This is a genomic window from Tenacibaculum singaporense (genome assembly GCF_003867015.1).
Lineage (GTDB): Bacteria > Bacteroidota > Bacteroidia > Flavobacteriales > Flavobacteriaceae > Polaribacter > Polaribacter singaporensis.
In genome coordinates this window covers 1,054,334-1,080,991 of sequence record NZ_CP032548.1, presented here as the reverse complement: position 1 = coordinate 1,080,991, position 26,658 = coordinate 1,054,334, and the positions used below count along the sequence as shown (strand labels likewise).

Below are 26,658 nucleotides of genomic sequence, written 5' to 3'. Positions count from 1 at the left end.
TAATGCACTCTACAAAAGAAAACTTACAAGTTCTACATGAAGACAATCACATTATAGTGGTTAATAAGCGTGCAGGTGATATAGTGCAAGGTGACAAAACAGGCGACAAACCACTTTTAGATGTTGTTAAAGAATACATTAAGGATAAATACAACAAACCCGGAAACGTATTTTTAGGAACCGTTCATCGATTAGACCGTCCAACTACAGGTATTGTTATCTACGCACGTACTTCAAAAGCTTTAGAACGACTAAACAAAATGTTACGTGACAAAACCATTAAAAAAACATACTGGGCAGTGGTTCAACAGCAACCTAAAAAAACAACCGACACCTTAACAAATTACTTAAAAAAGAATCCAAAAAATAACAAATCGACCGCTTACACTAAAGAAGTTAACGGAAGTAAAAAAGCCATACTTCACTACAAAACACTTAAAAATTTAGATAATTATTCATTATTAGAAGTCGACTTGGAAACTGGACGTCACCATCAAATTCGCGTACAGCTTTCTAACATTGGCTCTATTATAAAAGGAGATTTAAAATACGGTGCTAAAAGAAGCAATAAAGACGGAAGCATTCATTTACATGCTCGAAAAATTCAATTTACGCATCCTGTTAGTAAAGAACTTATTAAAATCACTGCCCCAACTCCTTCTGACCCCGTTTGGGATGCTTGTTTGTAATTTGTATATTTAGACAAATTTCACCCAAGATGAAAGCTCTTAAATTTTTAGCAATTTTAACACTTCCAATCACTGTTTACATTTCGTTTACAAATGTGGGATGGTTAACACTCTTACCTTTACTTGTTTTCTTCGGCTTAGTTCCTCTTCTCGAATTACTTTTTAAACCAGATAAAAATAATTTTAACAAAGAACAAGAAGAGCAAGAAAAAGAAAACAAGCTCTACACCTATATTTTATATGCGACAGTACCTGTCCAATTAGTTTTCCTAGGATGGTTTTTATGGATGATGAAAGATGCACAATTAACTACCTTAGAATATATAGGAAAAATCTCAGCTATGGGCTTGCTATGTGGCGTTATTGGTATTAATGTTGGACATGAATTGGGACATCGTAACAATCGTTTTGATGAGCTTTTAGGAGAAATTTTATTATTAACTTCATTGGACACTCACTTTCTACCCTACCATAATGCAGGACATCATTTGAATGTAGCCACTCCAAAAGATGCCGCGACTGCCAGAAAAAATGAGATTGTTTACCTATTTTGGATTCGTTCTCATTTTCAAAGTTATTATCAAGCTTGGGAAGCAGAAAATATACGTTTAAAAAATTCTGGAAGAAGTTGGTTTCATCTACAAAACAGAATGCTCATCTACACACTTTGTAACATACTGTTGTTAGCAGGTATTTTCTTTTTATTTGGATTAAAAACATTACTAGCTTTTATCGCCGCTGCTGTTTTTGGAATTTTATTACTTGAAACTGTAAACTATATAGAACATTACGGACTACTACGTAAACAAAACGAAAAAGGTCGTTATGAACGTGTAAAAAGAACTCATTCGTGGAATTCTGATCACAGAATTGGCATGTTAATGTTGTTTAATTTATCTCGTCACTCTGACCATCACTATAACGGAAGTAAACATTACCAGCTCTTAAAATCCCTGCCTGAAAGTCCGCAAATACCAACAGGATACCCAGGTATGATGCTGGTTGCCTTGGTTCCTCCATTATGGTTTTCAATAATGAATAAAAAAATACAAGACTTATAGCTTATGAATATTCCCGAATTGGTTCAGTCGCAAAAAAACTATTTTGCTACTCAACAAACCAAAGATATTTCTTTTAGAAAAAGTGCCTTAAAAAGATTACAAAAAGAGCTTATTACAAGAGAAAAAGACATCATAAAAGCACTACACGATGACTTTAAAAAACCGGAATACGAAGCAGTAATGACCGAAACTTCTATTGTGTTAGCGGAATTAAAAATGGCTATAAAAAATATACACTCTTGGAGCAAACCTCAACGTGTATTACCGTCGTTACTAAATTTTCCGTCCTCTGCAAAAATTTATAAAGAACCTTACGGAACTGTACTTATCATCGCTCCTTGGAATTACCCGTATCAACTAGCATTCGCACCATTATTAGGTGCTATTGCAGCAGGAAATACAGTTGTTTTAAAACCTTCAGAGTTGACACCGCATACAAGTAAAATTACCAAAGAAATTATTGAAGTTGTATTTGATAAAAATCACGTAGCTGTGGTAGAAGGTGGTGTTGACGTTTCTACAGAATTGCTAGCGCAACGTTGGGATTATATTTTCTTTACAGGTAGTGTTCCTGTAGGTAAAATTGTTGCCAAAGCTGCTGCCAATCATTTAACTCCTGTTACCTTAGAATTAGGAGGAAAAAGTCCATGTATTATTGATGAAACAGCCAATATTAAATTGGCAGCAAAACGTTTGGTTTGGGGAAAATTTATCAACGGCGGACAAACTTGTATTGCTCCTGATTATTTACTTATTCACACCTCAATTAAAGAACAATTTATACAACAGTTTAAAGAAGAGATTTTTAGAGCTTACGGAGAAAACCCTCAAAACTCTCCTGATTTCTCACGCATAGTAAACACTAAGAACTTTGATAGGCTAGCTTTGATGCTAGAAAATGAAAAGTGTGTGATTGGCGGACAAACTGATAGAGACGGTCGCTACATTGCTCCTACATTAATTGACGAACCTAATTTGGATAGTGAAGTTATGAAAGGTGAGATTTTTGGGCCTATTTTCCCGCTAATTTCTTACGAAAACGAAGTAGATATTGAAAAAATCACTGCTAAATACGACAAACCTTTGGCTTTATATGTATTTACCAATCGAAACTCATTTGCTAAAAAAATGATGCAACGCTTTTCATTTGGAGGCGGAACCATAAACGACACCACGGTTCATTTTGCCAATCACAGACTGCCTTTTGGTGGTGTAGGTGAAAGTGGTATAGGTGCTTATCATGGAAAGAAAACTTTTGATACGTTTTCTCATCATAAAGGAGTGGTTTCTCGCGGTACTTGGCTGGATGTTCCTACTCGATATGCCCCATACAAAGGAAAACTACAACAATTAAAAACCTTAATGAAACTGGGATAGTTTTGTTAGACAAAAGACAATCAGACACAAGAATCAAGACACCATAATAAATGAGTGAAAAAACAGTATCAGAAGCAGTTAACTACCGTCGTTCAGTAAGAGTATATGATCCTGAAAAACCTATAGACACTACTGTTGTAAAAAAATGTTTAGAACAAGCTAGTTTAGCTCCTACCAGTAGCAACATGCAACTATGGGAATTTTATCATATCACCTCAAAAGAAACAATCGACAAAATAGCTCCTTTATGTTTTAATCAAAATGCTGCTAAAACCGCACAACAACTAGTAGTTTTTGTGGTTCGTAAAGATTTATGGCGTAAACGCGCTAAAGCTAACTTAGCTTTTATGGATAGAGTTTTTGGAAAAAACAATCCGAAATCGGAACAACGAAGTCGAGAAAAAGTAGCACGTAACTACTACGGAAAATTGATTCCGTTTACCTACTTTGATGTTTTTGGGATTTTTGGCTATCTTAAATACTTAATGATTCTTGTTGTCGGACTTTTCCGACCTATTTATCGTGAAGTTCGCAATAGTGATATGCGTGTAGTGACACATAAAACCTGTGGATTAGCAGCACAAACATTCATCCTCTCAATGGCTGCTGAAGGTTACGACACTTGCCCTATGGAAGGTTCTGATACTTGGCGTGTAAAACGTTTGCTGGGGTTACCTTTTGGTACAGAAATTAATATGATTGTTTCTTGCGGAATCCGTAAACCTGAAGGAGTGTATGGGGATCGTTTTAGAATTCCTTTTGAGGAGGTTTATAAAGAAGTATAATTAATGGATAAAATTTATAAACCTATAAAACAAAAAAAATATTGGCACAGATTTATGTCTCTATTTTTCCCTTCTGTTTTTTTCATATTCTTACTTTCCTTAACACCTCTTAAAAGATTTTCCATAGACTCTTCTATTACCATTACTTTGGGATACTCAATAGTTTGGGGTATTATGTCTCTTTTTTTAACCCAAAATTATATTAAAGAAATACAAATTAACAATGCTCAGGTTTTCATAAAAGGAACAACTTTCAATAAAGAATGGGAAAAAACTCATGAATTAAAAGATATTTCTATCGAAATAAAATCTCAAGGTTCTCGTAGTGGTAGAGTTAAGTATTTTTTAAAATTACACACCCCTTCTTCATCATACAGAATTAACAAATTTAAAGAATGGAAGTACTCAGATCTTGCCGAAATATGTCAAGCTCTAAATCAAAATAAAAAAGTAGATATTCATCTCCTAAATCTTTTAAAATCTAAAATATAAATTAAGACATATTCACAAAGAACTAATCATTACAAAGGAGATACAACTGAAGTAATCTGTTACTTTAGTAAGATTTCTCCCTCTGGTCGAAATGACATATTTAACTTATTACTGTTTCGGTAAAAACACCAATTTATTTTTACTCTTCTTTATAACTGCTTCATTTAGGATCATTTTCACAAACTCACCATCTACATATTTTTGTGCTTGGTCTTTGTAATACGGACTAAACACATTTCCTGATTGCCCTGTGGGCAAAATCGCAATGCTATTTTCTACATCAGAAAAGTCTATAACCCTACGTGTTGAAGGTCCTCCGTGAATTTTATACACCCCTGTACTATCCAATTTAAAAATCTGATTGTTTATCACTTCATTTCCTCCAATGGTTTCAAACGGACCTACATTAAAGAACTTACGTAACAAACCACCTGCTTTACCAATAGCGTGTTCATACTCCACAGAAATTACGCGATTCCACGTCCAATTTTCTACATTCTCTCCTAATTGATTTTGTAAAAATGTGATGGATTTTTGAAAAGCTGTGGTAATTATTTCATTTCTAGTTTCAACTTTATTTGTTGTTGAAATATCATCCCACCAAACCGATTGCTCTCTTTTAGCTTGTTGTGCTAATACTTGATCTTGTAATTGCGTATCAATAAACAACTGAAAGCTATCTCCTAACTCATCTTTATAAGTAGCAGTTAAGAATTCATACAAAAATCGATTATAAATAGTCGGAGCTACATTAGTTTTTAAATATTCTCCATTCCACTTTTCTAACACCGAATATGCTTTTTTAGCCGAAGGAGATAGTGACGACTTATCTACACTTGCTAACAACTCTCTTCCTATTTCTGGAACAACAAGTGAAGTAACATCGTAAATCATTTCAGCCACATCCTCTTTCGTAAAATCATTTTTAGGTTCTAATAACTGAACAATTCTCTTCGCTCTATCTTCAGGCTGATAGTATCCAGGATATAATTTTCCTCTTACCGAATCAGGTTGATTATTGGCAGAATACACATAATTCCAACTAGGATTTTCCGCTTGCGGATTTTCTTCAAAATCTAAATACTCTATAATTTCATCCTTACCAGAAGCTCCATTTAAGTACATTTTAGAAGACAAACTACCTCTTAATTCATATAATTTAGCCGATGCAAACCAACCTACATTCCCTTTCGCATCTCCATACATTACATTTAATCCTGGTGCATGAATTTTAGCGGTTCCTGTTTTAAAATCTTCTAACGAGTTTGCATGCGACATTTTGTGTGACGCTTCTAACAATTGATTAGGCAACTGCGTATAAATCCAGTTCATTGCAATTGGTCTTTCATCTGTTACATGTTCTATTAATCCGTTCATAATCGGACCATGTTTACTAACTTTAACTTGATACGTAGTATCTTTTCCATCCTTAACCTTTATATGCTTATCCCACAACTCATATTTCTGGTATCCTTGAGGAGTTTTGTACTCCATTGAATTCTCTGGATTATTTTTTTCTTCATAAAAATTCAAATCATCATTTGCCAACATCGTTAACCCGTAAGCATACTCTTTATTGTGTCCTAACAACGGAAATGGCATCAAAGCCAGATTAAATCCGTAGATTTCAAAATCAGGGGTTTTAATATGATTCTGATACCAAACCGATGGTTGAGAAAAATTAATATGCGGATCATTTGCAAAAATCACCTTACCGTTTTTTGTTTTAGACGGCGCAATTACCCATGAGTTACTTCCTATAAAAGGAGCTACAGGTAATTGATCCATAATTTCACTCACCGCTAAAGACAATTCTGCTTTGATTTCTTTTGTATTGGTCGTTTTGTTCAGGGTTAAATTTTCATTGAATGAGTTTAGCAATTCATTTACATACGGTTCTCCTAATTTTTCTTTTACTTCTGTTAGTAACGGATCTGTTTTATGAGCAATCGCAAAACTAAATGCCATATAACCAAAAACATTATACACATCTTTAATTGTATAATTTTCTTTATCCAATCCTACTAAATAAAACTCTAAGGGCGTTGCTCCTTCTTCAATAAACTGATTGATTCCGTTTAAATACGCTTCTGTTAATTTATAGGCTTCTGAATTTTTATCTAATTCTTCAATTGTTTTTTCAGCAGCTTCTTCAATTCCTAATCCAGAGAAAAACTTATCTACTCTAACCAAGTCTTTTCCAAAAACTTCTGCTAACCTTCCAGCAGCAATTCTTCTGATGAGTTCCATTTGCCACAATCGGTCTTGTGCATGTACATACCCTAAAGCAGTATAAGCATCTTGTTGATTTTGCGCATTTATATGCGGCACTCCAACTTTATCATAATACACGGTAACTTTATCTGAAATATCAGCTAATGCTAACTCTCCTTTATACGTTGGGTGTAAAGTTTTTGTAAATAACCAAACACCAATACTTAATAGCACTAAAAGTAATAGAACAATTTTTAAAGATTTTTTTAATAATTTCATTAGGGATGATTTTCTTCAAAGATAACAGAATTATTTATTGCCCTTCTCTAGGCGAATCGTGTATTTTTTACACAGTCTTCTTAAGTATTTACACACTTTTTACACATAAAAATATTCCCCATCAAAACAAACAAAAACAATAAACAACTAAAAAACAATGCATTAACAGTTTTTATCATTTAACTCAAAGTTGATGGCATATTTATTTCAATACAACAAGCAAACAGTAAATAACTTAAAAACTTAATATCATGAAAAATTTAATTTTAGCAGCAGCAATTTTAGCAGGAGCTTCAACCTACGCAACAACAAACAACACTATTTCTCCAATCACTCCAGTTCACACGGTTGTAGAAAATGGTTTTAAAGAGGTTTCTTTAGACAAGTTACCGGCAGCTGTTGTAAAATCTGTAAAAGAGAGCTTTCCTAAAGGTAAATTAAGTAAGGCTTTTGTAAATGAAAAAGAGCAATACAAATTAGAAATTAGTTTAGAAAGCGAAAGCAAAACTCTTTTTGCTGACAAGGAAGGAAATTGGTTAGACGCTAAAGAAGTAAAATAACCCATACAAATTTCCCTTATTGTATTACAATATTAAATAATTATAACTTATAAACTTAATGTCATGAAAAAATTAATCTTAGCAGTAGCAATCTTAGCAGGTGTATCAACTTATGCAACAGTTAACAACACTATTTCCCCTATAAACCCTGTTCATACAGTTGTAGCAGATGGATTCCAAGAAGTCTCTTTAGACAAGTTACCAGCAACATTAGTAAACTCTATTAAGGAAAGCTTCCCTAAAGCTACCTTAAGTAAAGCTTTTGTTAACGAAAAAGAGCAGTACAAATTAGAAATTAGTGTAAATAACACAACCAAAACTATTTATACTGATAAAGAAGGTAACTTATTAGACGAAAAAGAAGTTAGCAATTCAAAAAAGTAATTTTTTTATTTCCCTCCTCAATTTTATTGAAGAAAGAGCGTTTTCATGTAAAACGCTCTTTTTATTTTTACAAAAAGTTATATTATACAAACAATTTAGAATAAACATTTTTTATGAAAAAGATTTTATTGGTAGAGGACGATGTTACTTTTTCTAATATGTTAAAGCATTTTTTAGAGCGACATCAGTATTCAGTAGAGGTTAGCTATACTATTAAAAATGCTTCTGCTCTCTTAAAAAAGCATTCTTATAATTTAATTTTTACTGATTTACGCCTTCCTGATGGTAATGGTATTGATTTATTGAAACAGAGTAAAAATACAGACAGTGATATTCCTGTTGTTTTAATGACGAGTTATGCTGAAGTTTCCACGGCAGTACAAGCAATGAAACAAGGTGCTTTTGATTATATTTCTAAGCCTTTTAATCCTGATGAAGTTTTAGAAGTAATTAGTAATGCTCTTGAGGTTAAACCTGAAGAAGTTACCCAAACAAAAAAGGAAGACAATAAAGTTTCCAGCTCAAGTTCTAATATTGTTTCTGGTATAAGTTCAGCTTCTAAAAGCTTATACGAGCATATTCACTTAGTAGCTCCAACTGATATGTCTGTTCTTATTACAGGTGAAAGTGGTACAGGTAAAGAGGTTGTTGCAAACACCATTCATACCCAAAGTTTACGCAAAGACAAACCATTTATTGCAGTAGACTGTGGAGCTATTCCTAAAGAAATTGCTTCAAGTGAATTTTTTGGACACCAAAAAGGATCTTTTACTGGAGCTATAAATGATAAAATTGGACACTTTGAAACTGCAAATGGAGGAACTCTTTTTTTAGATGAAGTTGGAAACTTAAATTACGAAAGTCAGGTACAATTGTTACGCGCTTTACAAGAAAGAAAGATTAAACCTGTTGGAAGTAGTAAAGAAATTATGGTAGATATTCGTTTGATTACAGCTACCAATGAAGATTTATTATTAGCTGTTGAAAAAGGTAACTTTAGAGAAGATTTATACCATCGTTTAAATGAGTTCTCTATTAAGGTTCCTAGTTTAAAAGATAGAAAAGATGATTTAATTCTATACGCTGATTTCTTCTTAGAAAAGGCTAACAAACAACTTAACAAGTCAATTGCTGGGTTTTCTCAAGAAGTTCTAGCTTTATTTCAACAATATAATTGGCCTGGAAACTTACGAGAGTTATCTAATGTTATAAAAAGAGCTACGCTTTTATCTCAAACTGAAATTATAGAAAAAGAAGTTTTACCTGAAGAATTAAAAAACACTGAAGGTCAATACAGTTTACCTAATGATTTTTCTACCAAAGAAAATGAAAAAAAACTTATTATTAGAGCTTTACATGAAGCTAAAAATAACAAAACTAAAGCTGCAAAACTTTTAAATATTACTAGAAAAACCCTGTATAATAAATTAAAAGAACACAAGATTAGTTAAGATAAGATTTTAGTTCAATTAAAAAGGTCTCTACCTCTTTTTTAAAGTTCCTCCATGAGGTTTTATCTATCTCGTTACTAACCTCAAACTCTTCTAAAAAAGCGATTAATTTAGTTGCTTTTAATTGTTTTGACATTCCCAACATTTTATGGCTGATATTATTAAACTCTTCTAAGTTATTCTTGTCTACAAACCTCTTTAATAACAATAAGTTCTCTTCAGTATCTTTTAAAAAAGATTCTAATGTTTTTTTTATCTCTTCCTCATCATTATTTAAAAATGTTTTCAAGGAAGTAATATCAAAACTATTTGCTTTCTTATTATCACACTGATTATCAAATATATTATCATCTTTAATTTTAAAATCAAAGAACCGTTGTAAAATTTCTTTTAACCTTTTAGAGTGAAAAGGTTTAATCAATGCGTCTGAAAAACCATTTTTAATATATTCACTTTCCGATAAATTCGCTCTCCCTGTCATTGCCACAATGGGCTGACCTTTATAAGATTTATGTTTCTTTAAGGTCTCCATAAAATGGATACCATTCATTTTAGGAAGCTGTATATCAGTTAAAACCAAATCGCAAGTAATATTATCTATTTCTTTTAGTGCTTCTTGAGCATTCCCAAAAGAGGTTACCATCATTCCTAATTCCTCTAAAACATTCTTTAACAGTGATCTCAAAGAAGCATCATCTTCTACTATTACAGCATGAATACTAATTATTTCCTGTTGAGATTCTATTTCTTTCTCTTTTGGTTTTTCTTCGGCAAATGTAACTGGTACAAACAATGAAAATTTACTTCCTTTTCCTAAGCTACTTTGCAAAGTTAACGACCCTCCTAAAAGCTCTGCTAACCTTCTAGAGATAGTCAAACCTAGCCCAAATCCATTCTGACCATTCTCTTTTTCATGCACCTGTGTAAATTCTTTAAACACTTTGTCTTGCTTATCTTTATCTATCCCAACTCCTGTATCAATTACTATAATTTCTATATAGCTTTGTTCTTTTACACTTCTTAACTTACTCTTTATTATTATTGAACCTTCTTTTGTAAACTTACAGGCATTGGTTACTAAATTATATAGTATTTGCTTTATTCTAAAAGGGTCACTAATAATTAATGAGTTTATTTTTTCATCATGCTTTACTTCTACTGAAATAGGTTTGTTCTGAACTAAATTCTTAGCACTATCAGCTACTTCTTCTATATTTTTTTTTAAATCAAAAGGAATTGCCTCGATAGTTATTTTACTATTTTCTAATTTTGAAAACTCTAAAAGATCACCAACAAGTTGTCCCATGTAAACCGATGCATTTTGTATATGCACTATGTAATTTTTCTCCTTCCTGTTAGTTATTGATTTTTGCAACAACTCACTAAATCCAGTAATAGTACTTAAAGGAGTTCTCAAATCATGACTTACCATAGATATTAACTGCTCTCTACTTTTTAAAAGTGATGAGGTTACTGCATTTGCACTTTCCAATTCTTGTCTGTAATGCTGACTTCTCCAAAAATCATTTAAAATTATTATTGAAAAAAGTACAATGATCACAAAACCAACTCCTGTGGCTAAAAGAATTATATTCTTGCTACGTCCTAGCGTTTCTTCATGCTTTTTATGAGCTTGGTTTGCATTAAAAATAACATCCCTTTCTAATACACTTAAAACCTCTCGTAACTTTCTTGAAATTGTAATATCGTTTTCTATTAACTCTCTTTCTTTTATTCGTAAAAACCTTCGTTTAATAGTTGTTTCTCTTTGGGCTTTTTGAAGTATTTCTTTTGAAGCTGAAACTAGGGAGTCTATTTGTTTTTGTTCTTCAACATTAACGGGTTTTTCTTCATCTTCTCTATCAAATAATTTAAGGTATCTTTCTAAACTCAATCCTGTTTTTTTATTAAAAACCTCGGCATCATCAACAAGGTCTTTTACTGAACCTTTCCCTAGCAATGAATCTATAGACCCTAACTTATCTATAGCTTCGTTTATTGATTTTTCTGAAGCATTTCTTTGATTTAACCTTCTTAAACTAGTTATGTTTTTTCGCTTTTTATTTAAAACCAACTTAACACTATCTAAAATCGTTTTTTTTGACACATCTTTTGTAAGGAAATTAAGTGAGTCAATCTTTTTTAATAACGATTTATTTTCCGTTACATACTCATTATATCGCTTATAAGAATTCAATTGAATTGCTGCTCTCCCTAAATTTTCATTTTCATATATATCGGCAATTAAGCCTCCTGTCTGTATAATATTACTTCTATCAGAAACACCTTGCTTTTGTATTTCTATGTAAGTTTTTATTTCAGAAAACAACAAGATTCCTGAAATAACAGCTAAAACCGCAAGAGTGGCATAACCTATTAAAACTTTAAAAGCTATTTTACGTTTAGATGTTTTCATTTAGTGATACTTAATCTTAGTTTCTCCTCTCTACAAAACGCCAATATTCAGCCTTTGTTGCTCTATATTTTATTTATTAAACATATTGTACAATCTTATACAAAACATACTGTTATTCCTTTTATTATTTTCTGTAAAGACCTCGTAACAATGAAAGATAGTTTGTATTTTTGATGTTTATAAAATCATGTCAAAATGAGAAAAATTCAAATGGTTGACTTACAAAGTCAATATCAAAAAATAAAAGATACAGTTGATGCTTCTATTCAAGAAGTTTTAAATTCTTCAGCATATATTAACGGACCCTATGTTCATGGATTCCAAGCAGATTTAGAGAATTATTTAGGTGTTAAACATGTAATTCCGTGTGCTAATGGTACTGATGCTCTACAAATAGCCATGATGGGCTTAGGGTTAGAGCCAGGAGACGAGGTAATTACTGCTGATTTCACATTTGCTGCAACTGTTGAGGTTATCGGTTTATTAAAATTAACTCCTGTTTTAGTTGATGTTGAACCTGATACTTTTAATATTGACATTGAAGCTTTAAAAAAAGCAATTACTCCTAAAACAAAAGCTATTGTCCCTGTTCATTTATTCGGACAATGTGCTAACATGGAAGCTATTTTAGAAGTTGCTAAAGAACATAACTTATTTGTAATAGAAGATAATGCCCAAGCCATTGGAGCAGATTATACTTTTTCTAACGGAACGAAGAAAAAAGCTGGAACTATTGGAAATGTAGGAACTACCTCTTTCTTCCCTTCTAAAAACTTAGGTTGCTATGGTGATGGTGGAGCTATTTTTACTAATGATGATGAATTAGCACATACACTTCGCGGAATGGTTAATCATGGAATGTATAAGCGCTACTACCACGATGTTGTTGGAGTGAATTCTCGTTTAGATTCTATTCAGGCTGCTGTATTAAAAGCTAAATTACCTTTATTGGATAGTTATTGCGATGCTCGTAGAAAAGCTGCGGAATATTATTCAAACGCTTTTGCTAACAATCCAAATATTATCACACCAACTATAAGTGATTTTACAACGCATGTTTTCCATCAGTATACATTGAGAATTACTAACGGAAAGCGTAATGAGTTACATCAACATTTATTAGATAACGGAATTCCAAATGCTATTTATTATCCTGTTCCGTTACATGCTCAAAAAGCATATCAAGATGATAGATATAATGAAGATGACTTTACAGTAACTAACCAGTTGATTGATGAAGTTATTTCGTTACCAATGCATACAGAATTAGATGAAGAACAACTAGCGCTTATTACTAAAACTGTGAATGACTTTATTCAATAATTTGGACTGAAATCTTATGGATCAAAAAATTAAAACCTTAAAAGTTATTCACCTTGCTTTAGTTGCTGGAGTTGCTCTTGCTTTTACAATTCTGGGTAATTTTAAAACTATATTTGATATGGTGATTGATAACTCATCGTTATTATATGCTTTTATTCCAGCAATTGCTTATGTTGCTAGTAACTTCATCTTTAAAAACATGTTGAGAAACATTCAAAAAGATGCTAGTAATGAAGAGAAACTTGCGATTTATCAGTCTGCTTCTATAGCTAGATGGGCTATTATTGAAGGTGCTTGCTTTTTGATTTTAATTTTAAAACCTGATTTTTTATTGTTAGGAGTAATCTTATTAATTTATTTAATTCTTTTAGCTCCAAAAAAAGCACAAATATTCCAAACCTTAGATATCAGAAGCTAAGACTTCTTATATAAAAAGACAAAAATCACTCATTTTTGATTATTTTCAATCAATTTTGAGTGATTTTTTATTCATTTTAGCAAAAAACAGCTTTTTTACACCTCTAATTTGTGAATTGTTTCTGTTTCCTATTATCATATTCTTAAAATAGTACACTCCAAATTTAAGAACACATATTTATTAGTTGATTTTTAATGTTTTAACGATTATTAATTGACATCACGCTTTAAGCTTTTTAGCTTTGTACCCTAATTAAATGATACTAGAATAATGAAATTGATTAAAATTAAAAGAGAAACACGTTTAGAAAAACGATTTTCAAGAAAAATGGGTAAACTTCATACTAACGTTACCTACATTAAAAAAATGTTTTTAAATATTATACCGCTTGAAACGGTACACAAATACAGAGAAACCTATTATGGTGAAGTTAAAGATTGTAAAGACTGTGTCTTAGCTAAGTAACAATTTTCTTTTCACAAAAGCAAAAATCCCGTTCTTTTGGAACGGGATTTTCTATACTATATGTTTTTACTATTTATGCTAAAGAAGCACCACTAGCAGCTACACTTCTATCAATTTTACGCATTAATCCTTGTAATACTTTACCTGGACCAACTTCAACAAACTCAGCACCACCATCAGTAATCATTGCTTGCACACATTGCGTCCATCTTACTGGCGCTGTTAATTGCGCTATTAAGTTTTCTTTAATTTCAGCAGGATTTGTTACTGCTTTCGCTACCACATTTTGGTATACTGGACACATAGGCTCATTAAATGTAGTTTCTTCAATAGCTGCAGCTAATTCTTCACGAGCTGGCTCCATCATTGGTGAATGAAATGCTCCTCCTACTGGTAAAAGTAACGCTCTCTTTGCTCCTTTTTCTTTTAATACTTCACATGCTTTTTCTACAGCTTCAATTTCACCAGAAATTACTAATTGCCCTGGACAGTTATAATTTGCTGCAACTACTACTCCATCAATTGAAGCACAAACTTCTTCAACTACAGCATCTTCTAATCCTAACACTGCTGCCATAGTAGACGGTTGAATTTCACATGCTTTTTGCATTGCTAAAGCACGTTTAGAAACCAATTTTAATCCATCTTCAAAAGACAATACACCATTCGCTACTAACGCTGATAATTCTCCTAAAGAGTGACCAGCAACCATTTCTGGTTTAAAATCATCTCCTAAAACTTTTGCTAAAATTACTGAATGTAAAAAGATAGCTGGTTGCGTTACTTTAGTTTGTTTTAATTCTTCAGCAGTACCTTCAAACATTACGTCGGTAATACTAAATCCTAATATATTATTTGCTTTTTCAAAAAGTTCTTGAGCTAATGGAGAGTTTTCATATAAATCTAACCCCATTCCTGTAAATTGTGCTCCTTGACCTGGAAAAATATACGCTTTCATTTGTTTGTTTTGTTGTTTATTTAACCATGCAAACATACAACTTTTAAAATTACTATCTTCGTTTTATGACTGTACAACAAAAATCTCAAGCACAACTTATTTATCTAGTTTTAGCTTCGTTATTTATAGCCTCTCTTGTAACTTCAAACCTTATTTTTCAGAAGTTTTTTTATTGGGAACCCTTTAATTTATTTCGTTTTGAAGTATCTGTTGGAATACTTCCGTATCCTATTACTTTTTTAATTACAGATATTCTTTCTGAAATTTATGGTAAGAAAAAAGCGAATAGAGTTGTCGTAGCAGGAATTTTTGCTTCCTTTTTTTCTATGTTAATTATTTTAGTAGCTGATTATGCTCCTGCAATTGACAGCTCTCCTATTGATAATAAAATCTTTACCAAAGTTTTTGGTCTTTCTCCTTTAGCGGTATTAGCTTCTATGTTAGCTTACTTAGCTGCTCAATTTATAGACATTCGTATTTTTCATTTTTGGAAAAGATTAACTAAAGGAAAACATTTATGGCTTCGTAATAATTTTTCTACCTTTTTGTCACAATTTATAGATACTTTTACCGTATTATTTTTATTGAGTTCTTTTAAAATACTTCCTTGGAGTATTTTTGGTAGCCTTTTACTTAGCGGTTTTTTATTCAAAGTCATTATTGCAGCACTAGACACCCCTGTTTTGTATGTTGTTGTATATTGGTTTAGAAAAAAGTTCGGCTTAAAAATAGGAGAAGAAATCACAGAATTTTAACTTAACACTACTATGTTTAACAAGTTTTTTTACAGAATTTTTAAAGAACATTTTTCATTCTCAGAAACGCTTGCCATTTACCTAAACTTATTTACAAACCTAATTGTATTTGGAATTTTAGGTTATATCTTATTCAAAATATTTAGGTATATTGGTAAAAGAACAGTGAATAAAATGGCTGCAAAAACATCAACTAGTTTTGATGATATGCTTATTAAAAACAAAGCTTTTTTAAATCTTTCTAGAATTGTTATTCTTACTATTGTTTTTAATTTTTTAAAAGACATTTTAGTTGATTTCCCTCACTTGTTTACTTATGCTGAACGTATAGCCACTATTGCCATTATTTTTGCTATTGTTTGGTTTATACGCAGTATTTTACTGAGTGTTAAAGATTTTCTTCGTACCACCAATGCTTTTAAAGACAAACCTTTAGAAAGCTATGTGCAAATTTTCATGGTAATCATGTGGCTTATTGCTGCTATATCATCTTTTTCTGTATTAACAGGAAAACCTTTAATTAGATTCTTAACTGCATTAGGTGCTTTTTCAGCAGTATTATTATTAATTTTTAAGGACACCATTCTTGGTTTTGTATCAAGTATTCAAGTAGCAGTAAATGATACTGTTAGAATTGGAGACTGGATTACTATGGAAAAATATGGTGCTGATGGTGATGTGGTTGAAATTAACCTTACTTCTGTAATTATTAGAAATTTTGATAATACAATATCTAGCATTCCTACGTATTACCTAACATCCGATTCTTTTAAGAACTGGAGAACAATGAATACTTCAGGTGGTAGACGTATAAAGCGCTCAATTTTAATTAAAATAAATAGCATTCACTTTCTTTCTGATGAAGATATTGAGCGCTTTAAAAAGATTGAGTTAATTTCTGACTATATTGAAAAAAGTAGCAAGGAAGTAAAAAAATACAACGAAGAAAACAATGTAGATAAATCGGTAATTCTAAACGGTAGAAACCTTACCAATTTTGGAACTTTCAGAATTTATTTAGATAAATACATTGAAAATCATCCAAAAATAAATCAAGATATGTTGTTAATGTCTCGTCAGTTAGAACCTACTCCTAATGGAATTCCACTAGAAATTTATGCCTTTAGTAGAGAAAAAAACTGGGTAGATTACGAACGTGTTATGGCTAATATTTTTGATCATATTTTAGCTTCTGTAAAATATTTTGATTTGGAAGTTTTTCAAAATCCATCAAGTATTGATATCAATAACTTGAAAGAAATACAAAAGAGTGAATAATAATACAGGTACATCTTTATGGCAAATAGCCATCCAAAAATTTAAACGTAGTAAAACAGGCATGTTTAGTTTTGGGTATATTATTTTATGCGGATTTATTGCTGTTTTTTGTTATGTTTTAGCTCCAGACAACAGTAACTCTGCCAATCAAATGCATTTAGAAATTCATTCTAAACCTCCTGGTTTTTCTGTGCAACTATTAAGCATTCCTTCAGAAATAAAAAACCAACAATCGTGGTTTTCTGTTTTTATGGAGGGAAAGCAAAATTCATCAACAGAAATACCTATAAAATCATTTTCTGTTAAAAATAATCAGTTAGAAATTATTAAGTACTCCGATGGTTTACCAAAAGAATTTCCTGTTTCTTACGAACAATACATTCAGCAAAAAACATTTTATTTAGGAACTGATAAATATGGTCGTGACTTATTAAGCAGGTTATTGATTGGTGCTAGAATTTCGTTTTTTATTGGATTTATAGCTGTATTTATTTCTCTTTTAATAGGAATTCCTATTGGAGCTATTGCAGGTTATTTTGGTGGAAAGATAGATGATTTTATTATGTGGGTTATCAATATCACTTGGTCTATTCCAACTCTCTTACTTGTTATTGCCATCACTTTGGCTTTGGGTAAAGGTTTTTGGCAAGTTTTTATTGCGGTGGGATTAACTATGTGGGTAGAAGTTGCCCGTGTAGTTCGTGGTCAAGTAATTACTACCAAACAGCAGCAATATGTAGAAGCTGCCAAAGCTTTAGGTTTTTCTGATTTTAGAATTATCTTCAAACATATTTTACCTAACATTTTAGCGCCTATCATCGTAATTTCCGCCGCTAATTTTGCAGCTGCTATTTTAATTGAAAGCGGATTGAGTTTTTTAGGTATTGGAGCCCAACCTCCTACTCCTTCTTGGGGTGCTATGATTAAAAATCATTATAACTACATTATTCTTGGAAAACCTTATTTAGCTCTTATTCCTGGAATTGCTATTATGAGTTTGGTAATGGCATTTATGTTAATTGGAAACACACTTCGTGATGCTTTGGATGTGAAAGCTTAAAATTTGTAAATTCGCTTTCTTAAATTTTTTTGATATGAGTTTTAGTGTTGAGTTTAAAACACGATGGGCAGATTTTGATGCCAACATACACATGCGTCATACCGCATATAACGATTATGCTGCTGAATTACGTTTACGTTTTTTTAAAGAGCATAATGTAACTGTTCAAGATTTTACTAAGGAAAAAGTTGGTCCTATTTTATTTGAAGAAAACACCAAGTTTTTACGTGAAATACATATGGGTGAAGATATTACTGTAAACCTAAAAGTTACTGGTTTATCCGGAAAAGGTGAACGTTGGAAAATTCAACATGAAGTTTTTAATCAAGCAGGTAAACTCTCTGCAATTATCACTGTTTATGGTGCTTGGTTAGATTTGGTTAAACGTAAACTAACTGTACCTCCTGTTAAATTTCAAGAGATTTTTAATGAAGTTGAAAAAACTGAAGATTTTAAAGAAATTGTGTTAAGTAATTAAATGAGTACTTCAAGGAAAATAAAGGTTGTTATTACCATTGTTGCTTTACTTGTAGGTTATTGGTTACAACAAAAAGAAGAAGCTAATAGTTCTTCTCAACCTACAACTGAAACAGCCAGTAATAAAACTAATAACTTCAATTACTTTCCTACCTCAACAACTGGAGTCATTATAAAACATAATGGCTACCAGTTATCATATAGCGAAAAACACGAACAAGCCGAATGGGTTGCTTATCCTTTAGATAAAAATGATATTGTTTATACCAATCGTAAGCGTCCATTTTTTATTGTAGACCCCAAGGTGAAGACAAAATCTGCAGATTGGAGAAATTATAAAAGATCTGGTTATGACAAAGGACACTTATGTCCTGCTGGTGATAGACGTGCCTCTAAAAATGCTCATGATGAAACTTTTTACACCTCAAACATTTCTCCTCAAAACCACGAGTTTAATGCTGGAATTTGGAATAAATTAGAACAAAAAACTCGTTATTGGGCAAAGAAGTATAATCATTTGTATGTTGTTACTGGTGGTGTTTTAGAACCTAATTTGAAAACTATAGGAAAGGAAAAAGTAAGTGTTCCTAATTATTTTTATAAGGTTTTACTAGATTATACTCAACCTGAAATTAAAGCCATTGCTTTTTTACTTCCCCATAAGGAAAGTAACAAACCGCTATCTGATTTTGTAGTTTCTATTGATGAATTAGAACAAAAAACAGGTATTGATTTCTTCCCTGAATTACCTGATAATATTGAAAATCAACTAGAGGCTTCTGCTAATTATAAAAATTGGAGTTTTAGGTGAGTTTAAATTCCTTTTTATACAAAAAACAAAAAGTGTCCTGCAGATATGATAACATACTACATGACACTTCTTATCAAAAACCACAAAAATTTGTGTACTTATTTAGCGGGTTTTAGAGAGTTTAAATTATTAATAATCATATACTCTAACAGTATTTCTTTTGAGTAATTGTCAAACAAATTATCTGCTTCAAACAAACGACTTTCTAGTCCGCTTAAATATAATTTACTAAACAATTTAAGGTCTACATCTGGTCTGATCTCTCCTTGCTCTTTAGCTTCTTCTAGTAAATTCATTATATCTGTAGAAACAACATCCGTAGTAATTTCCTTATAAGCATCATAAGCATTAGGATAGTATTTTTTTAACCCAAAAATAAATGATGGTTTAAACTTTTCTACATACTTAAAAATTACTTTATATATCTCTATTACTTTATTTAACGCTGTTTTATCAGATTTTAAAATAGGTTCTGTGTCAATTTTGAATTCATTTATTAATTCTTTGATACTTTCAATTATCAATTCTTCTTTTGAAGAAAAGCAAGCGTAAATAGTTTTTTTTGAAATTCCGAGTAACTCAGCTATTTCATCCATTGTGGTATGCTTACTGCCAAATGCTATAAATTTTTCTTTGGCTACCTTAATAAGTTTTGACCTATTACCCATTATCATCTATTTACTTCCAACCACCTCCTAATGCTTCATATAAATTCACGACACTTAATAACTGATTTAGTTTGTTATTGATAACATTTAACTCAGCATTCAATGCTCTTTCTCTTGCTGTTAATAAATCTAAATAATTTGCATATCCATTTTTTAACAACTCTTCTGAGTTTGCTTCTGCTCTTCGTAAAGCTTCAACTTCATTTTTTCTATATTCAAACTTTTCAGTTTCTGCTTTATAGTCAAAAAGTGCATTTGAAACTTCATTTCCAGCAGTTAACAAAGTCTTTTTAAAGCTCAACAGTGCTTGTTCTTGTTGTGCTTTAGCAACTTCATGCTGTGTTTTAATTTTTCTTTGATTGAAAATAGGCTGTGTTAAACCTCCTATAATATTTGCAAATAAGGAGTTGGTACTTAACAACTCATCTAACTCTAAACTTTGAAATCCTCCACTTGCTGTTACTGTTAACGATGGATAAAAATTACTCTTAGCAACATTTGTCATCTCAAAAGCATTAATTAAACCATACTCAGCAGCTATAACATCTGGTCTATTTCTTAATAATGTAGCTGGAACACCTACTTTAATAGCTGCATCTAATTGTTGCTGTGAAAGTTTACTTCTTTCAACAACTACTGATGTTCTTCCTAGTAATAGATTTAAAGTATTCTCAATTTTAAAGATGGATGCTTCTAAATCTACTTTCAATGCTTTTGCATTGTTATACTGTGCTATATTTTGATCTACTGCTACTTGATTTACCTGACCTGCATCTTTTAAAGCTTTAATGGTATTTACACTACTCTCTCTTGTTTCAATAGTTTGTTCAGTAATTTCCAATTGAGCATCTAAAGCTACTAACTGATAATAAGTAGTTGCTATTGCTGAAACTAATTGAGTTTTTACTGCTTGATGTGCCGCTACACTTTGTAAATAACCTGCTTTTCCTGCTCTTTTATTACTACGTATTTTACCCCAAATATCAGCTTCCCAAGAAAGATTTCCTGTTAACTCATATTGTTGTAAACTTCCATTGAAAAAAGATCCAAACTGACTGTTTTTTGCCAACTCTTGGTGTGTAGCTTTTGCTCCTACACCAATACTAGGTAAATACCCTGCTTTACCTTGTTTCATATAAGCTTCTGCTGCTGCCATTTGTTGTATGGCTACACGGATATCTAAGTTATTTTGAAGCCCTTCATCAATATATTGTTTCAAATGAGCATCAGTAAACATATCCTTCCAAGACACATCTGCCATCGAGATACTGTCTTTTGGTAAATTATCTGTTCTATACAAATGTTCTGTTTCTTTTAACTCAGGACGTGCATAATCCTTAGCAACAAAACAACTTTGTAAGGTTGTAGCCATTACAGCTACAACCAAGGTTTTATTTAGTATACGTTTCATAATTAATCTTCTTTAGTTTCAATAACAACTGGTTTGCTTGATACTTTTTCTTGTAGCCATTGAAATACTACAAATAGTACAGGAATAACGAATACCCCTATTAAGGTACCTATTAACAGTCCTCCTGCAGCACCAGTTCCGATAGAGTTATTTCCTTCAGCTCCTACTCCTTTTGCTAATACTAACGGCATTAATCCAAGAATAAAGGCAAACGAGGTCATTAAAATAGGTCTTAAACGAACTTTTGCTCCTTCAATGGCCGCATCGTATAAGCTTTTTCCTTGTTTACGACGTTGTATTGCAAATTCTACAATAAGAATCGCATTCTTTGCTAACAGACCTAATAACATAATTAAGGCTATTTGGAAATAGATGTTGTTTTCTAATCCTGCTAAATACGTTGTGTAATATGCTCCTGCTACCCCAATTGGTAATGAGAAAATTACTGATAATGGTAATAGGTAACTCTCGTATTGTGCTGCTAATAAGAAATAAACAAACAAAATACTAATCATAAAAATAATGGTAGATTGTCCTGATGATGCTATTTCTTCTCTAGTAATTCCTGAATAAGCAACACTATACCCTTCTGGTAAATTATTTTCTGCTAATGTGTTTATTTTAGTAATGGCATCTCCTGTACTAAATCCTGGAGTTACACCTCCGTTTACTGTTACTGAGTTAAATAGGTTGAAACGATTTACCGTTTGTGGACCATATACACGTTTTAGACTTACAAATTGAGAAATTGGTGTCATTTCTCCACTTGGAGTTTTTATAAACATGCTATTTAAGCTTTCTTCATTTACTCTGTCTTCAGGTAGTGATTGTACAAAAACTCTAAACTGTTTTCCAAATCTACTAAAGTCAGCTGCATAATTACCTCCAATATATCCTTGTAAAGCAGAAAGAATAGCACTTGTTGATACTCCTGCCTCTTTAGCTCTTTCTACATTGATATCTAATTCTAACTGAGGGAATCCCGTATCAAAAGAGTTAGACGCAAATGCTATTTCTGGTTGTTGATTTAAAAGACCAACAAACTCTTTTGCTGTTGCATCCATTTCGGTTAATGGTTTAGCACTACGATCTAATAATCTCATTTCAAAACCATCTGCACTACCAAAACCTGGTACACTTGGTGGTGTAAAGAAAATAATTTTTGCATCTGGTATCATTGCTGCTTTTCCGAACAATTGCCCCACAATACTTTGAACTGATTCTGCATCGCTTTCTCTTTCACTCCAATCTTCTAGAATGATAAAGCCCATTGCATATGAACTCCCTGAACCAGAGAAAAAGTTTTGTCCACTAATAAATGATGCTCCTTTTATTCCTTCAATTTCTTTAATACTTTCATATAACTTTTCTGTAACCTTATATGATCTATCTAATGAAGAACCTGCTGGCAATTCTGCATTCATAAAAACTACCCCTCTATCTTCTGATGGTACAAAACCGGTAGGGATTGTATTACTTGCCCATACAATGGCTAAAACACTTACTCCTAAAATACCTGCTGTTACCCATTTATGTTTTACTAAAAACCCTAAAGACTTGGTATATTTATTAGTTACCACATTAAATCCTGCATTAAATGCATCATAAAATCGCTGTAATAATCCTTTTTTCTTGTGAGTATCGTTATGTGGTTTTAATAGTAATGCACTTAAAGCTGGTGTTAGTGTTAGTGCGTTTACTGCTGAAATTAAAATAGCAACCATTAGTGTTACCCCAAATTGCTCATAAAACACTCCTGATGGACCTTGTATAAAAGTAATTGGTACAAATACAGCCATCATTACTAAAGTAATTGATACAATAGCTCCACTAATTTCACTCATCGCAGAAATGGATGCTTTTTTTGCACTTTCTGCTCCGTCTTCCAATTTAGCATGTACCGCTTCTACCACTACAATGGCATCATCTACCACAATACCAATTGCCAAGATTAAAGCGAATAACGTTAGCAGGTTAATAGAGTATCCAAATAGATTAAGGAAAAAGAATGTACCAATAATTGATACCGGAACCGCTATTGCGGGTATTAAAGTAGATTTAAAATCTTGTAAGAAAATAAACACTACAACAAACACTAATAAAAAGGCTTCTATTAAAGTACTTTTTACTTTGTTTACAGATGCTGTTAAAAATTTATTTGTGTCATAGTTAATTATGTAATCTAATCCTTCTGGAAAATCTTTCTTTAAATCTTCAAGTTTTACATAGATGTTTTCAATAATTTCCTGTGCATTAGATCCTGGTGTTTGAAAAACTCCAAAGTTAAGTGCCGGATTCCCGTTTGTACGTGATAATGACGAATAAGAAAATGCATCCAATTCTACTTTTGCCACATCTTTAACACGTAAAAACTGTCCGTTACCTAAAGCTTTTACAACAACATTTTCATATTCTTTTGCTGTTTTATATCGTCCTTTATATTTAATTACATACTCAAAAGATTCTCCTGAGTTTTGTCCTAAAGATCCTGCTGCTGCTTCTAAACTTTGTTCATTAATTGCTGCTATTACTTCTCTAGGCTCTAACTTATACGATGCCATTTTTGCTGGATCCAACCATACACGCATCGAATAATCTTTTGCTCCAAACACATTTACAGCTCCTACTCCAGAAACACGTTGTAATTCTGGTTTTACATTTATATTCAGATAATTCTGAATAAAAACATCATCATATTCAGGGTTTGTTGAAAAGATAGCAGCATATAAAAGTGCCGAGTTTTGTTGTTTTGCTGTAATAACCCCTGCTCTTGTAACTTCGGAAGGTAATAAAGCATTTGCTCTAGCAACTCTGTTCTGTACGTTTACCGCAGCAATATCTGGGTCGTAACCTTGTTCAAAAAATACTTGAATACTTGCTGTACCTGTATTACTTGCAGTAGAAGTCATATAAGTCATTCCTTCTACCCCATTTATTTGTTCTTCTATAGGAACAATAACACTTTCTAAAATTGTTTCGGCACTTGCTCCTGGATAAGAAGCAGTAACCTGCACCGTTGGGGGTGCTATATCAGGGTATTGCGTTACCGGTAATTGTGTTAATGACAGTACTCCTAATATTACTATGATAATAGAAATTACTGTAGAGAGTACCGGACGCTCTATAAATTTTTGTAACATGATTTTCTTTTATTATTTAAATACCGTATCGAATGAGTTAACTATACTATCTAAAGGCGTTGGAACGGGTTTAATTTTTGCTCCTGAACGCACTTTGTTTAAGCCTTTAGCTAAAATGGTTTCTTCTTTTTCTAATCCTGATTTTACCACGTAAAGCTTTCCTACTTGTGCTTCTACTTCAATAGTTTTTTCTGCCAAAGAATCATTATTTACTGTATAAGCATACACCTTACCTTGACGTTCAAATGTAGATTCTGAAGGTATAATTAACGCATCGTTATGTACTTTAGGTATTAAAATTGTACCACTACTTCCGTTACGTAACAAACCTGCTTTATTATCAAACTTTGCTCTAAAACTAATAGTACCTGTTTGCTGATTAATATCTCCTGCAATGGTTTCAATAACTCCAGTTTGTTCATACTCTTTTCCGTTAGCTAACAATAACTTTACTGGTGGTAATTTTTTAATTTTTTCATCCATTGTATCACCTTCTGCTGAATCAATAAAGTTTAAAAACTCTTTTTCATTCATAGAAAAGTAGGCATATACATTTTTTATAGAAGCTACTTTTGTTAGTGGCATTGCACTTTGTGCACTTACTAAAGCTCCTTTTCTATAATTAATTGAGCCTACAAATCCGTTTACAGGGCTTTTTATATTAGCATAATTAATATTAGCTGCAATACTATTGTATGTACTTTTAGCCTGTGCTAAACTTGCCTTAGCTGTTTCTAACTGAACTGGACTAATAATATTCTTTTCTACTAATGGTTTTAATTTATTAACTTCAACCTGCGCTGTATTTACAGCTGCTCTTGCTGCTTCAGCATCTTGACTTAATGATTGGGTTTCTAACTTAAACAATAGTTGTCCCTGTTTAACTTTCTGCCCTTCTTTTACCAAAACATTCTTTACGTATCCAGAAACCTTTGGTCTTATTTCACTATTTACTTCTCCCTCAATAGTTACTGGGTAACTTTGATAATTTGTTATTGATTTTTCAGCAACCTTTACTACTGGAAAAGGTAGCGCTGGCATTTGTTGTTGGTTTTGTTGTTGTTGTTTTCCACAGCTTGTAAAAAATAATGCAACAATGCTAAGAATAGCAATACCGTATATAGATTGATATTTCATTTTATATATAATAATTAGTGTTTGTGGTTTATAATTTTTTCTTTCAGTTTAGTAATAGATTCAATAGCTCCGTCTAAAAACTCAATAAAACTATCATGAAAGCCTAGATCAAACCTATCTTCTTCTTTCAACGTTTTATTAATATCTTCTTTGTATTCTTTAACTTCTATGTGCAGTTCCTTTTCTCCTTCCCATTCTTCTACCATATTACTTATTCCTTGAAGCATAGTGTCACTATTAAGGATAAAGTATTTTTTCCTATCTCCTGTTTTTGTAAAATAGCTTACCTTTTTTAATCCTTGTAAATGATTAAGGTGTGTTGAAATTGTACTTTTACTAGCACAAAGACCAGACACCAAATCTTCAAAGGTTGTTCCTTGTTTTCCTGTTAAAATAATGTGTGAAAATATTCTTGCCGCCACTGGAGCTAACTGTTCTTTTTTTTCTAAAAAAATTCCTAGCTTCTCAACTAATTCACATTTTCTCTTTTCTACTTGATTCATCATCATTAAAATTTACCATGCAAAAATAAAGTTTGTTCGGAACAAACCGAACTAAACGAAGTTAAAAAAATGTTAATAGATTCTTAACAGGAAGGAGTGATGTATTTTTGTTTCCTTTAACCACACAACCGACTATAAATAAATCACAAAAAAACAACCAAACACTTAATAAAAAGACACTTAAAACAAAAAACTACAACACCTTTTACTTTATTTATTGTATTTTTTTACTATATTCACACTACAGTAAGAGTAATAAATGTAATTATGATTTTTTTCTCTTACCCCCCTTAAAGTTAAAATACTATTTACTGTCAATAACTAGTTATTGACTGTTGAAAACTAAGTAACTCCTTTTTTTGGGGCTTACTGGAACACATTTTAAGTTTTTTAAATTTAAGTCTCTCGCATTATGATTATTTTTCTCTTACCTCATCAAAAAGGTTAGCTATAATTAAACACTATTATTTTTAACCAAATTTTCTAGATCTAACCTACTGCTATTTCAACTACTAAGCTGTTGCTTTTTAGACTACCATTCATTTG

At 31.9% G+C, this 26,658-nt stretch carries 24 protein-coding genes; 16 read left to right on the top strand and 8 right to left on the bottom strand.

Annotation, left to right across the window (positions count from 1 at the left end; translation table 11 throughout):
• Nucleotides 1-2 precede the first annotated feature (2 nt).
• The 5 genes from D6T69_RS04895 to D6T69_RS04875 are packed head-to-tail and all read left to right on the top strand — an operon-like array spanning nucleotide 3 to nucleotide 4,404.
• Nucleotides 3-689, top strand: a complete 687-nt coding sequence (locus D6T69_RS04895) for an RluA family pseudouridine synthase (RefSeq protein ID WP_125066712.1) — start codon at nucleotides 3-5, stop codon at nucleotides 687-689.
• Between the two features lie 29 nt (nucleotides 690-718).
• Nucleotides 719-1,750, top strand: a complete 1,032-nt coding sequence (locus D6T69_RS04890; RefSeq protein ID WP_125066711.1) for an alkane 1-monooxygenase — start codon at nucleotides 719-721, stop codon at nucleotides 1,748-1,750.
• A gap of 3 nt (nucleotides 1,751-1,753) precedes the next feature.
• Entirely contained in the window at nucleotides 1,754-3,127 is a 1,374-nt protein-coding gene (locus D6T69_RS04885) for an aldehyde dehydrogenase (protein WP_125066710.1), read from the top strand.
• A gap of 50 nt (nucleotides 3,128-3,177) precedes the next feature.
• Nucleotides 3,178-3,912, top strand: coding sequence for a nitroreductase family protein (locus tag D6T69_RS04880; RefSeq protein WP_125066709.1), 735 nt, complete (start codon nucleotides 3,178-3,180; stop codon nucleotides 3,910-3,912).
• Between the two features lie 3 nt (nucleotides 3,913-3,915).
• A complete protein-coding gene (locus tag D6T69_RS04875) occupies nucleotides 3,916-4,404 on the top strand; it encodes a hypothetical protein (RefSeq protein WP_125066708.1) in 489 nt (162 codons plus the stop codon).
• A gap of 108 nt (nucleotides 4,405-4,512) precedes the next feature.
• Here the strand turns inward: D6T69_RS04875 and D6T69_RS04870 are convergent, their stop codons facing one another.
• The gene (locus D6T69_RS04870) at nucleotides 4,513-6,897 is read right to left on the bottom strand and encodes a penicillin acylase family protein (RefSeq protein ID WP_125066707.1); all 2,385 of its coding nucleotides are present in this window, start codon (nucleotides 6,895-6,897) and stop codon (nucleotides 4,513-4,515) included.
• 251 nt (nucleotides 6,898-7,148) lie between these two features.
• Here D6T69_RS04870 and D6T69_RS04865 point away from each other — a divergent pair, with 251 nt between their 5' ends.
• The 3 genes from D6T69_RS04865 to D6T69_RS04855 all read left to right on the top strand — a co-directional run bounded on the left by D6T69_RS04865 (nucleotide 7,149) and on the right by D6T69_RS04855 (nucleotide 9,292).
• On the top strand, nucleotides 7,149-7,457 hold the full coding sequence (locus D6T69_RS04865) for a hypothetical protein (protein ID WP_125066706.1): 309 nt from the start codon (nucleotides 7,149-7,151) through the stop codon (nucleotides 7,455-7,457).
• Nucleotides 7,458-7,520: 63 nt separating this feature from the next.
• Nucleotides 7,521-7,841, top strand: a complete 321-nt coding sequence (locus D6T69_RS04860) for a hypothetical protein (protein ID WP_125066705.1) — start codon at nucleotides 7,521-7,523, stop codon at nucleotides 7,839-7,841.
• Nucleotides 7,842-7,954: 113 nt separating this feature from the next.
• The gene (locus D6T69_RS04855) at nucleotides 7,955-9,292 is read left to right on the top strand and encodes a sigma-54-dependent transcriptional regulator (RefSeq protein ID WP_125066704.1); all 1,338 of its coding nucleotides are present in this window, start codon (nucleotides 7,955-7,957) and stop codon (nucleotides 9,290-9,292) included.
• Here the strand turns inward: D6T69_RS04855 and D6T69_RS04850 are convergent.
• Nucleotides 9,285-11,708, bottom strand: coding sequence for a hybrid sensor histidine kinase/response regulator (locus D6T69_RS04850; RefSeq protein ID WP_125066703.1), 2,424 nt, complete (start codon nucleotides 11,706-11,708; stop codon nucleotides 9,285-9,287). The two genes, D6T69_RS04855 and D6T69_RS04850, sit on opposite strands and share 8 nt — an antisense overlap.
• 195 nt (nucleotides 11,709-11,903) lie before the next feature.
• On the opposite strand from D6T69_RS04850, the gene D6T69_RS04845 reads away from it, so the two are divergent.
• The 3 genes from D6T69_RS04845 to D6T69_RS04835 all read left to right on the top strand — a co-directional run bounded on the left by D6T69_RS04845 (nucleotide 11,904) and on the right by D6T69_RS04835 (nucleotide 13,914).
• Complete coding sequence (locus D6T69_RS04845) at nucleotides 11,904-13,031, top strand: DegT/DnrJ/EryC1/StrS family aminotransferase (protein WP_125066702.1); 1,128 nt, start codon at nucleotides 11,904-11,906, stop codon at nucleotides 13,029-13,031.
• Nucleotides 13,032-13,047: 16 nt separating this feature from the next.
• Nucleotides 13,048-13,449 carry an MFS transporter gene (locus D6T69_RS04840; protein ID WP_125066701.1) on the top strand — a complete coding sequence of 134 codons (402 nt, stop codon included), beginning with the start codon at nucleotides 13,048-13,050 and terminating at the stop codon, nucleotides 13,447-13,449.
• Nucleotides 13,450-13,719: 270 nt separating this feature from the next.
• Nucleotides 13,720-13,914 carry a hypothetical protein gene (locus D6T69_RS04835; RefSeq protein WP_125066700.1) on the top strand — a complete coding sequence of 65 codons (195 nt, stop codon included), beginning with the start codon at nucleotides 13,720-13,722 and terminating at the stop codon, nucleotides 13,912-13,914.
• Nucleotides 13,915-13,987: 73 nt separating this feature from the next.
• Here D6T69_RS04835 and fabD read toward each other — a convergent pair whose 3' ends face one another.
• Nucleotides 13,988-14,872 (bottom strand): ACP S-malonyltransferase, encoded by an 885-nt coding sequence (fabD, locus tag D6T69_RS04830; protein WP_125066699.1) that lies wholly within the window; start codon nucleotides 14,870-14,872, stop codon nucleotides 13,988-13,990.
• A gap of 65 nt (nucleotides 14,873-14,937) precedes the next feature.
• On the opposite strand from fabD, the gene D6T69_RS04825 reads away from it, so the two are divergent.
• From D6T69_RS04825 to D6T69_RS04805, 5 genes are read left to right on the top strand one after another with little or no spacing between them, the layout of a single operon-like run.
• Nucleotides 14,938-15,627, top strand: a complete 690-nt coding sequence (locus D6T69_RS04825; protein WP_125066698.1) for a queuosine precursor transporter — start codon at nucleotides 14,938-14,940, stop codon at nucleotides 15,625-15,627.
• A 12-nt stretch (nucleotides 15,628-15,639) separates the two neighbouring features.
• Nucleotides 15,640-16,905, top strand: coding sequence for a mechanosensitive ion channel family protein (locus D6T69_RS04820; protein ID WP_125066697.1), 1,266 nt, complete (start codon nucleotides 15,640-15,642; stop codon nucleotides 16,903-16,905).
• The gene (locus D6T69_RS04815; protein WP_125066696.1) at nucleotides 16,898-17,965 is read left to right on the top strand and encodes an ABC transporter permease; all 1,068 of its coding nucleotides are present in this window, start codon (nucleotides 16,898-16,900) and stop codon (nucleotides 17,963-17,965) included. Before D6T69_RS04820 ends, D6T69_RS04815 begins: the two co-directional genes overlap by 8 nt.
• 34 nt (nucleotides 17,966-17,999) lie before the next feature.
• The gene (locus tag D6T69_RS04810) at nucleotides 18,000-18,443 is read left to right on the top strand and encodes an acyl-CoA thioesterase (protein WP_047790796.1); all 444 of its coding nucleotides are present in this window, start codon (nucleotides 18,000-18,002) and stop codon (nucleotides 18,441-18,443) included.
• Entirely contained in the window at nucleotides 18,444-19,253 is an 810-nt protein-coding gene (locus tag D6T69_RS04805; protein WP_125066695.1) for a DNA/RNA non-specific endonuclease, read from the top strand. It abuts the gene before it with no gap.
• Nucleotides 19,254-19,351: 98 nt separating this feature from the next.
• Here D6T69_RS04805 and D6T69_RS04800 read toward each other — a convergent pair whose 3' ends face one another.
• From D6T69_RS04800 to D6T69_RS04780, 5 genes are read right to left on the bottom strand one after another with little or no spacing between them, the layout of a single operon-like run.
• A complete protein-coding gene (locus D6T69_RS04800; protein ID WP_164506687.1) occupies nucleotides 19,352-19,921 on the bottom strand; it encodes a TetR/AcrR family transcriptional regulator in 570 nt (189 codons plus the stop codon).
• 10 nt (nucleotides 19,922-19,931) lie between these two features.
• On the bottom strand, nucleotides 19,932-21,332 hold the full coding sequence (locus D6T69_RS04795) for an efflux transporter outer membrane subunit (protein WP_125066693.1): 1,401 nt from the start codon (nucleotides 21,330-21,332) through the stop codon (nucleotides 19,932-19,934).
• Nucleotides 21,333-21,334: 2 nt separating this feature from the next.
• The gene (locus D6T69_RS04790; RefSeq protein ID WP_125066692.1) at nucleotides 21,335-24,472 is read right to left on the bottom strand and encodes an efflux RND transporter permease subunit; all 3,138 of its coding nucleotides are present in this window, start codon (nucleotides 24,470-24,472) and stop codon (nucleotides 21,335-21,337) included.
• A 12-nt stretch (nucleotides 24,473-24,484) separates the two neighbouring features.
• On the bottom strand, nucleotides 24,485-25,609 hold the full coding sequence (locus tag D6T69_RS04785) for an efflux RND transporter periplasmic adaptor subunit (RefSeq protein ID WP_125066691.1): 1,125 nt from the start codon (nucleotides 25,607-25,609) through the stop codon (nucleotides 24,485-24,487).
• A gap of 14 nt (nucleotides 25,610-25,623) precedes the next feature.
• The gene (locus D6T69_RS04780; protein WP_125066690.1) at nucleotides 25,624-26,115 is read right to left on the bottom strand and encodes a GbsR/MarR family transcriptional regulator; all 492 of its coding nucleotides are present in this window, start codon (nucleotides 26,113-26,115) and stop codon (nucleotides 25,624-25,626) included.
• Between the last annotated feature and the right edge of the window lie 543 nt (nucleotides 26,116-26,658).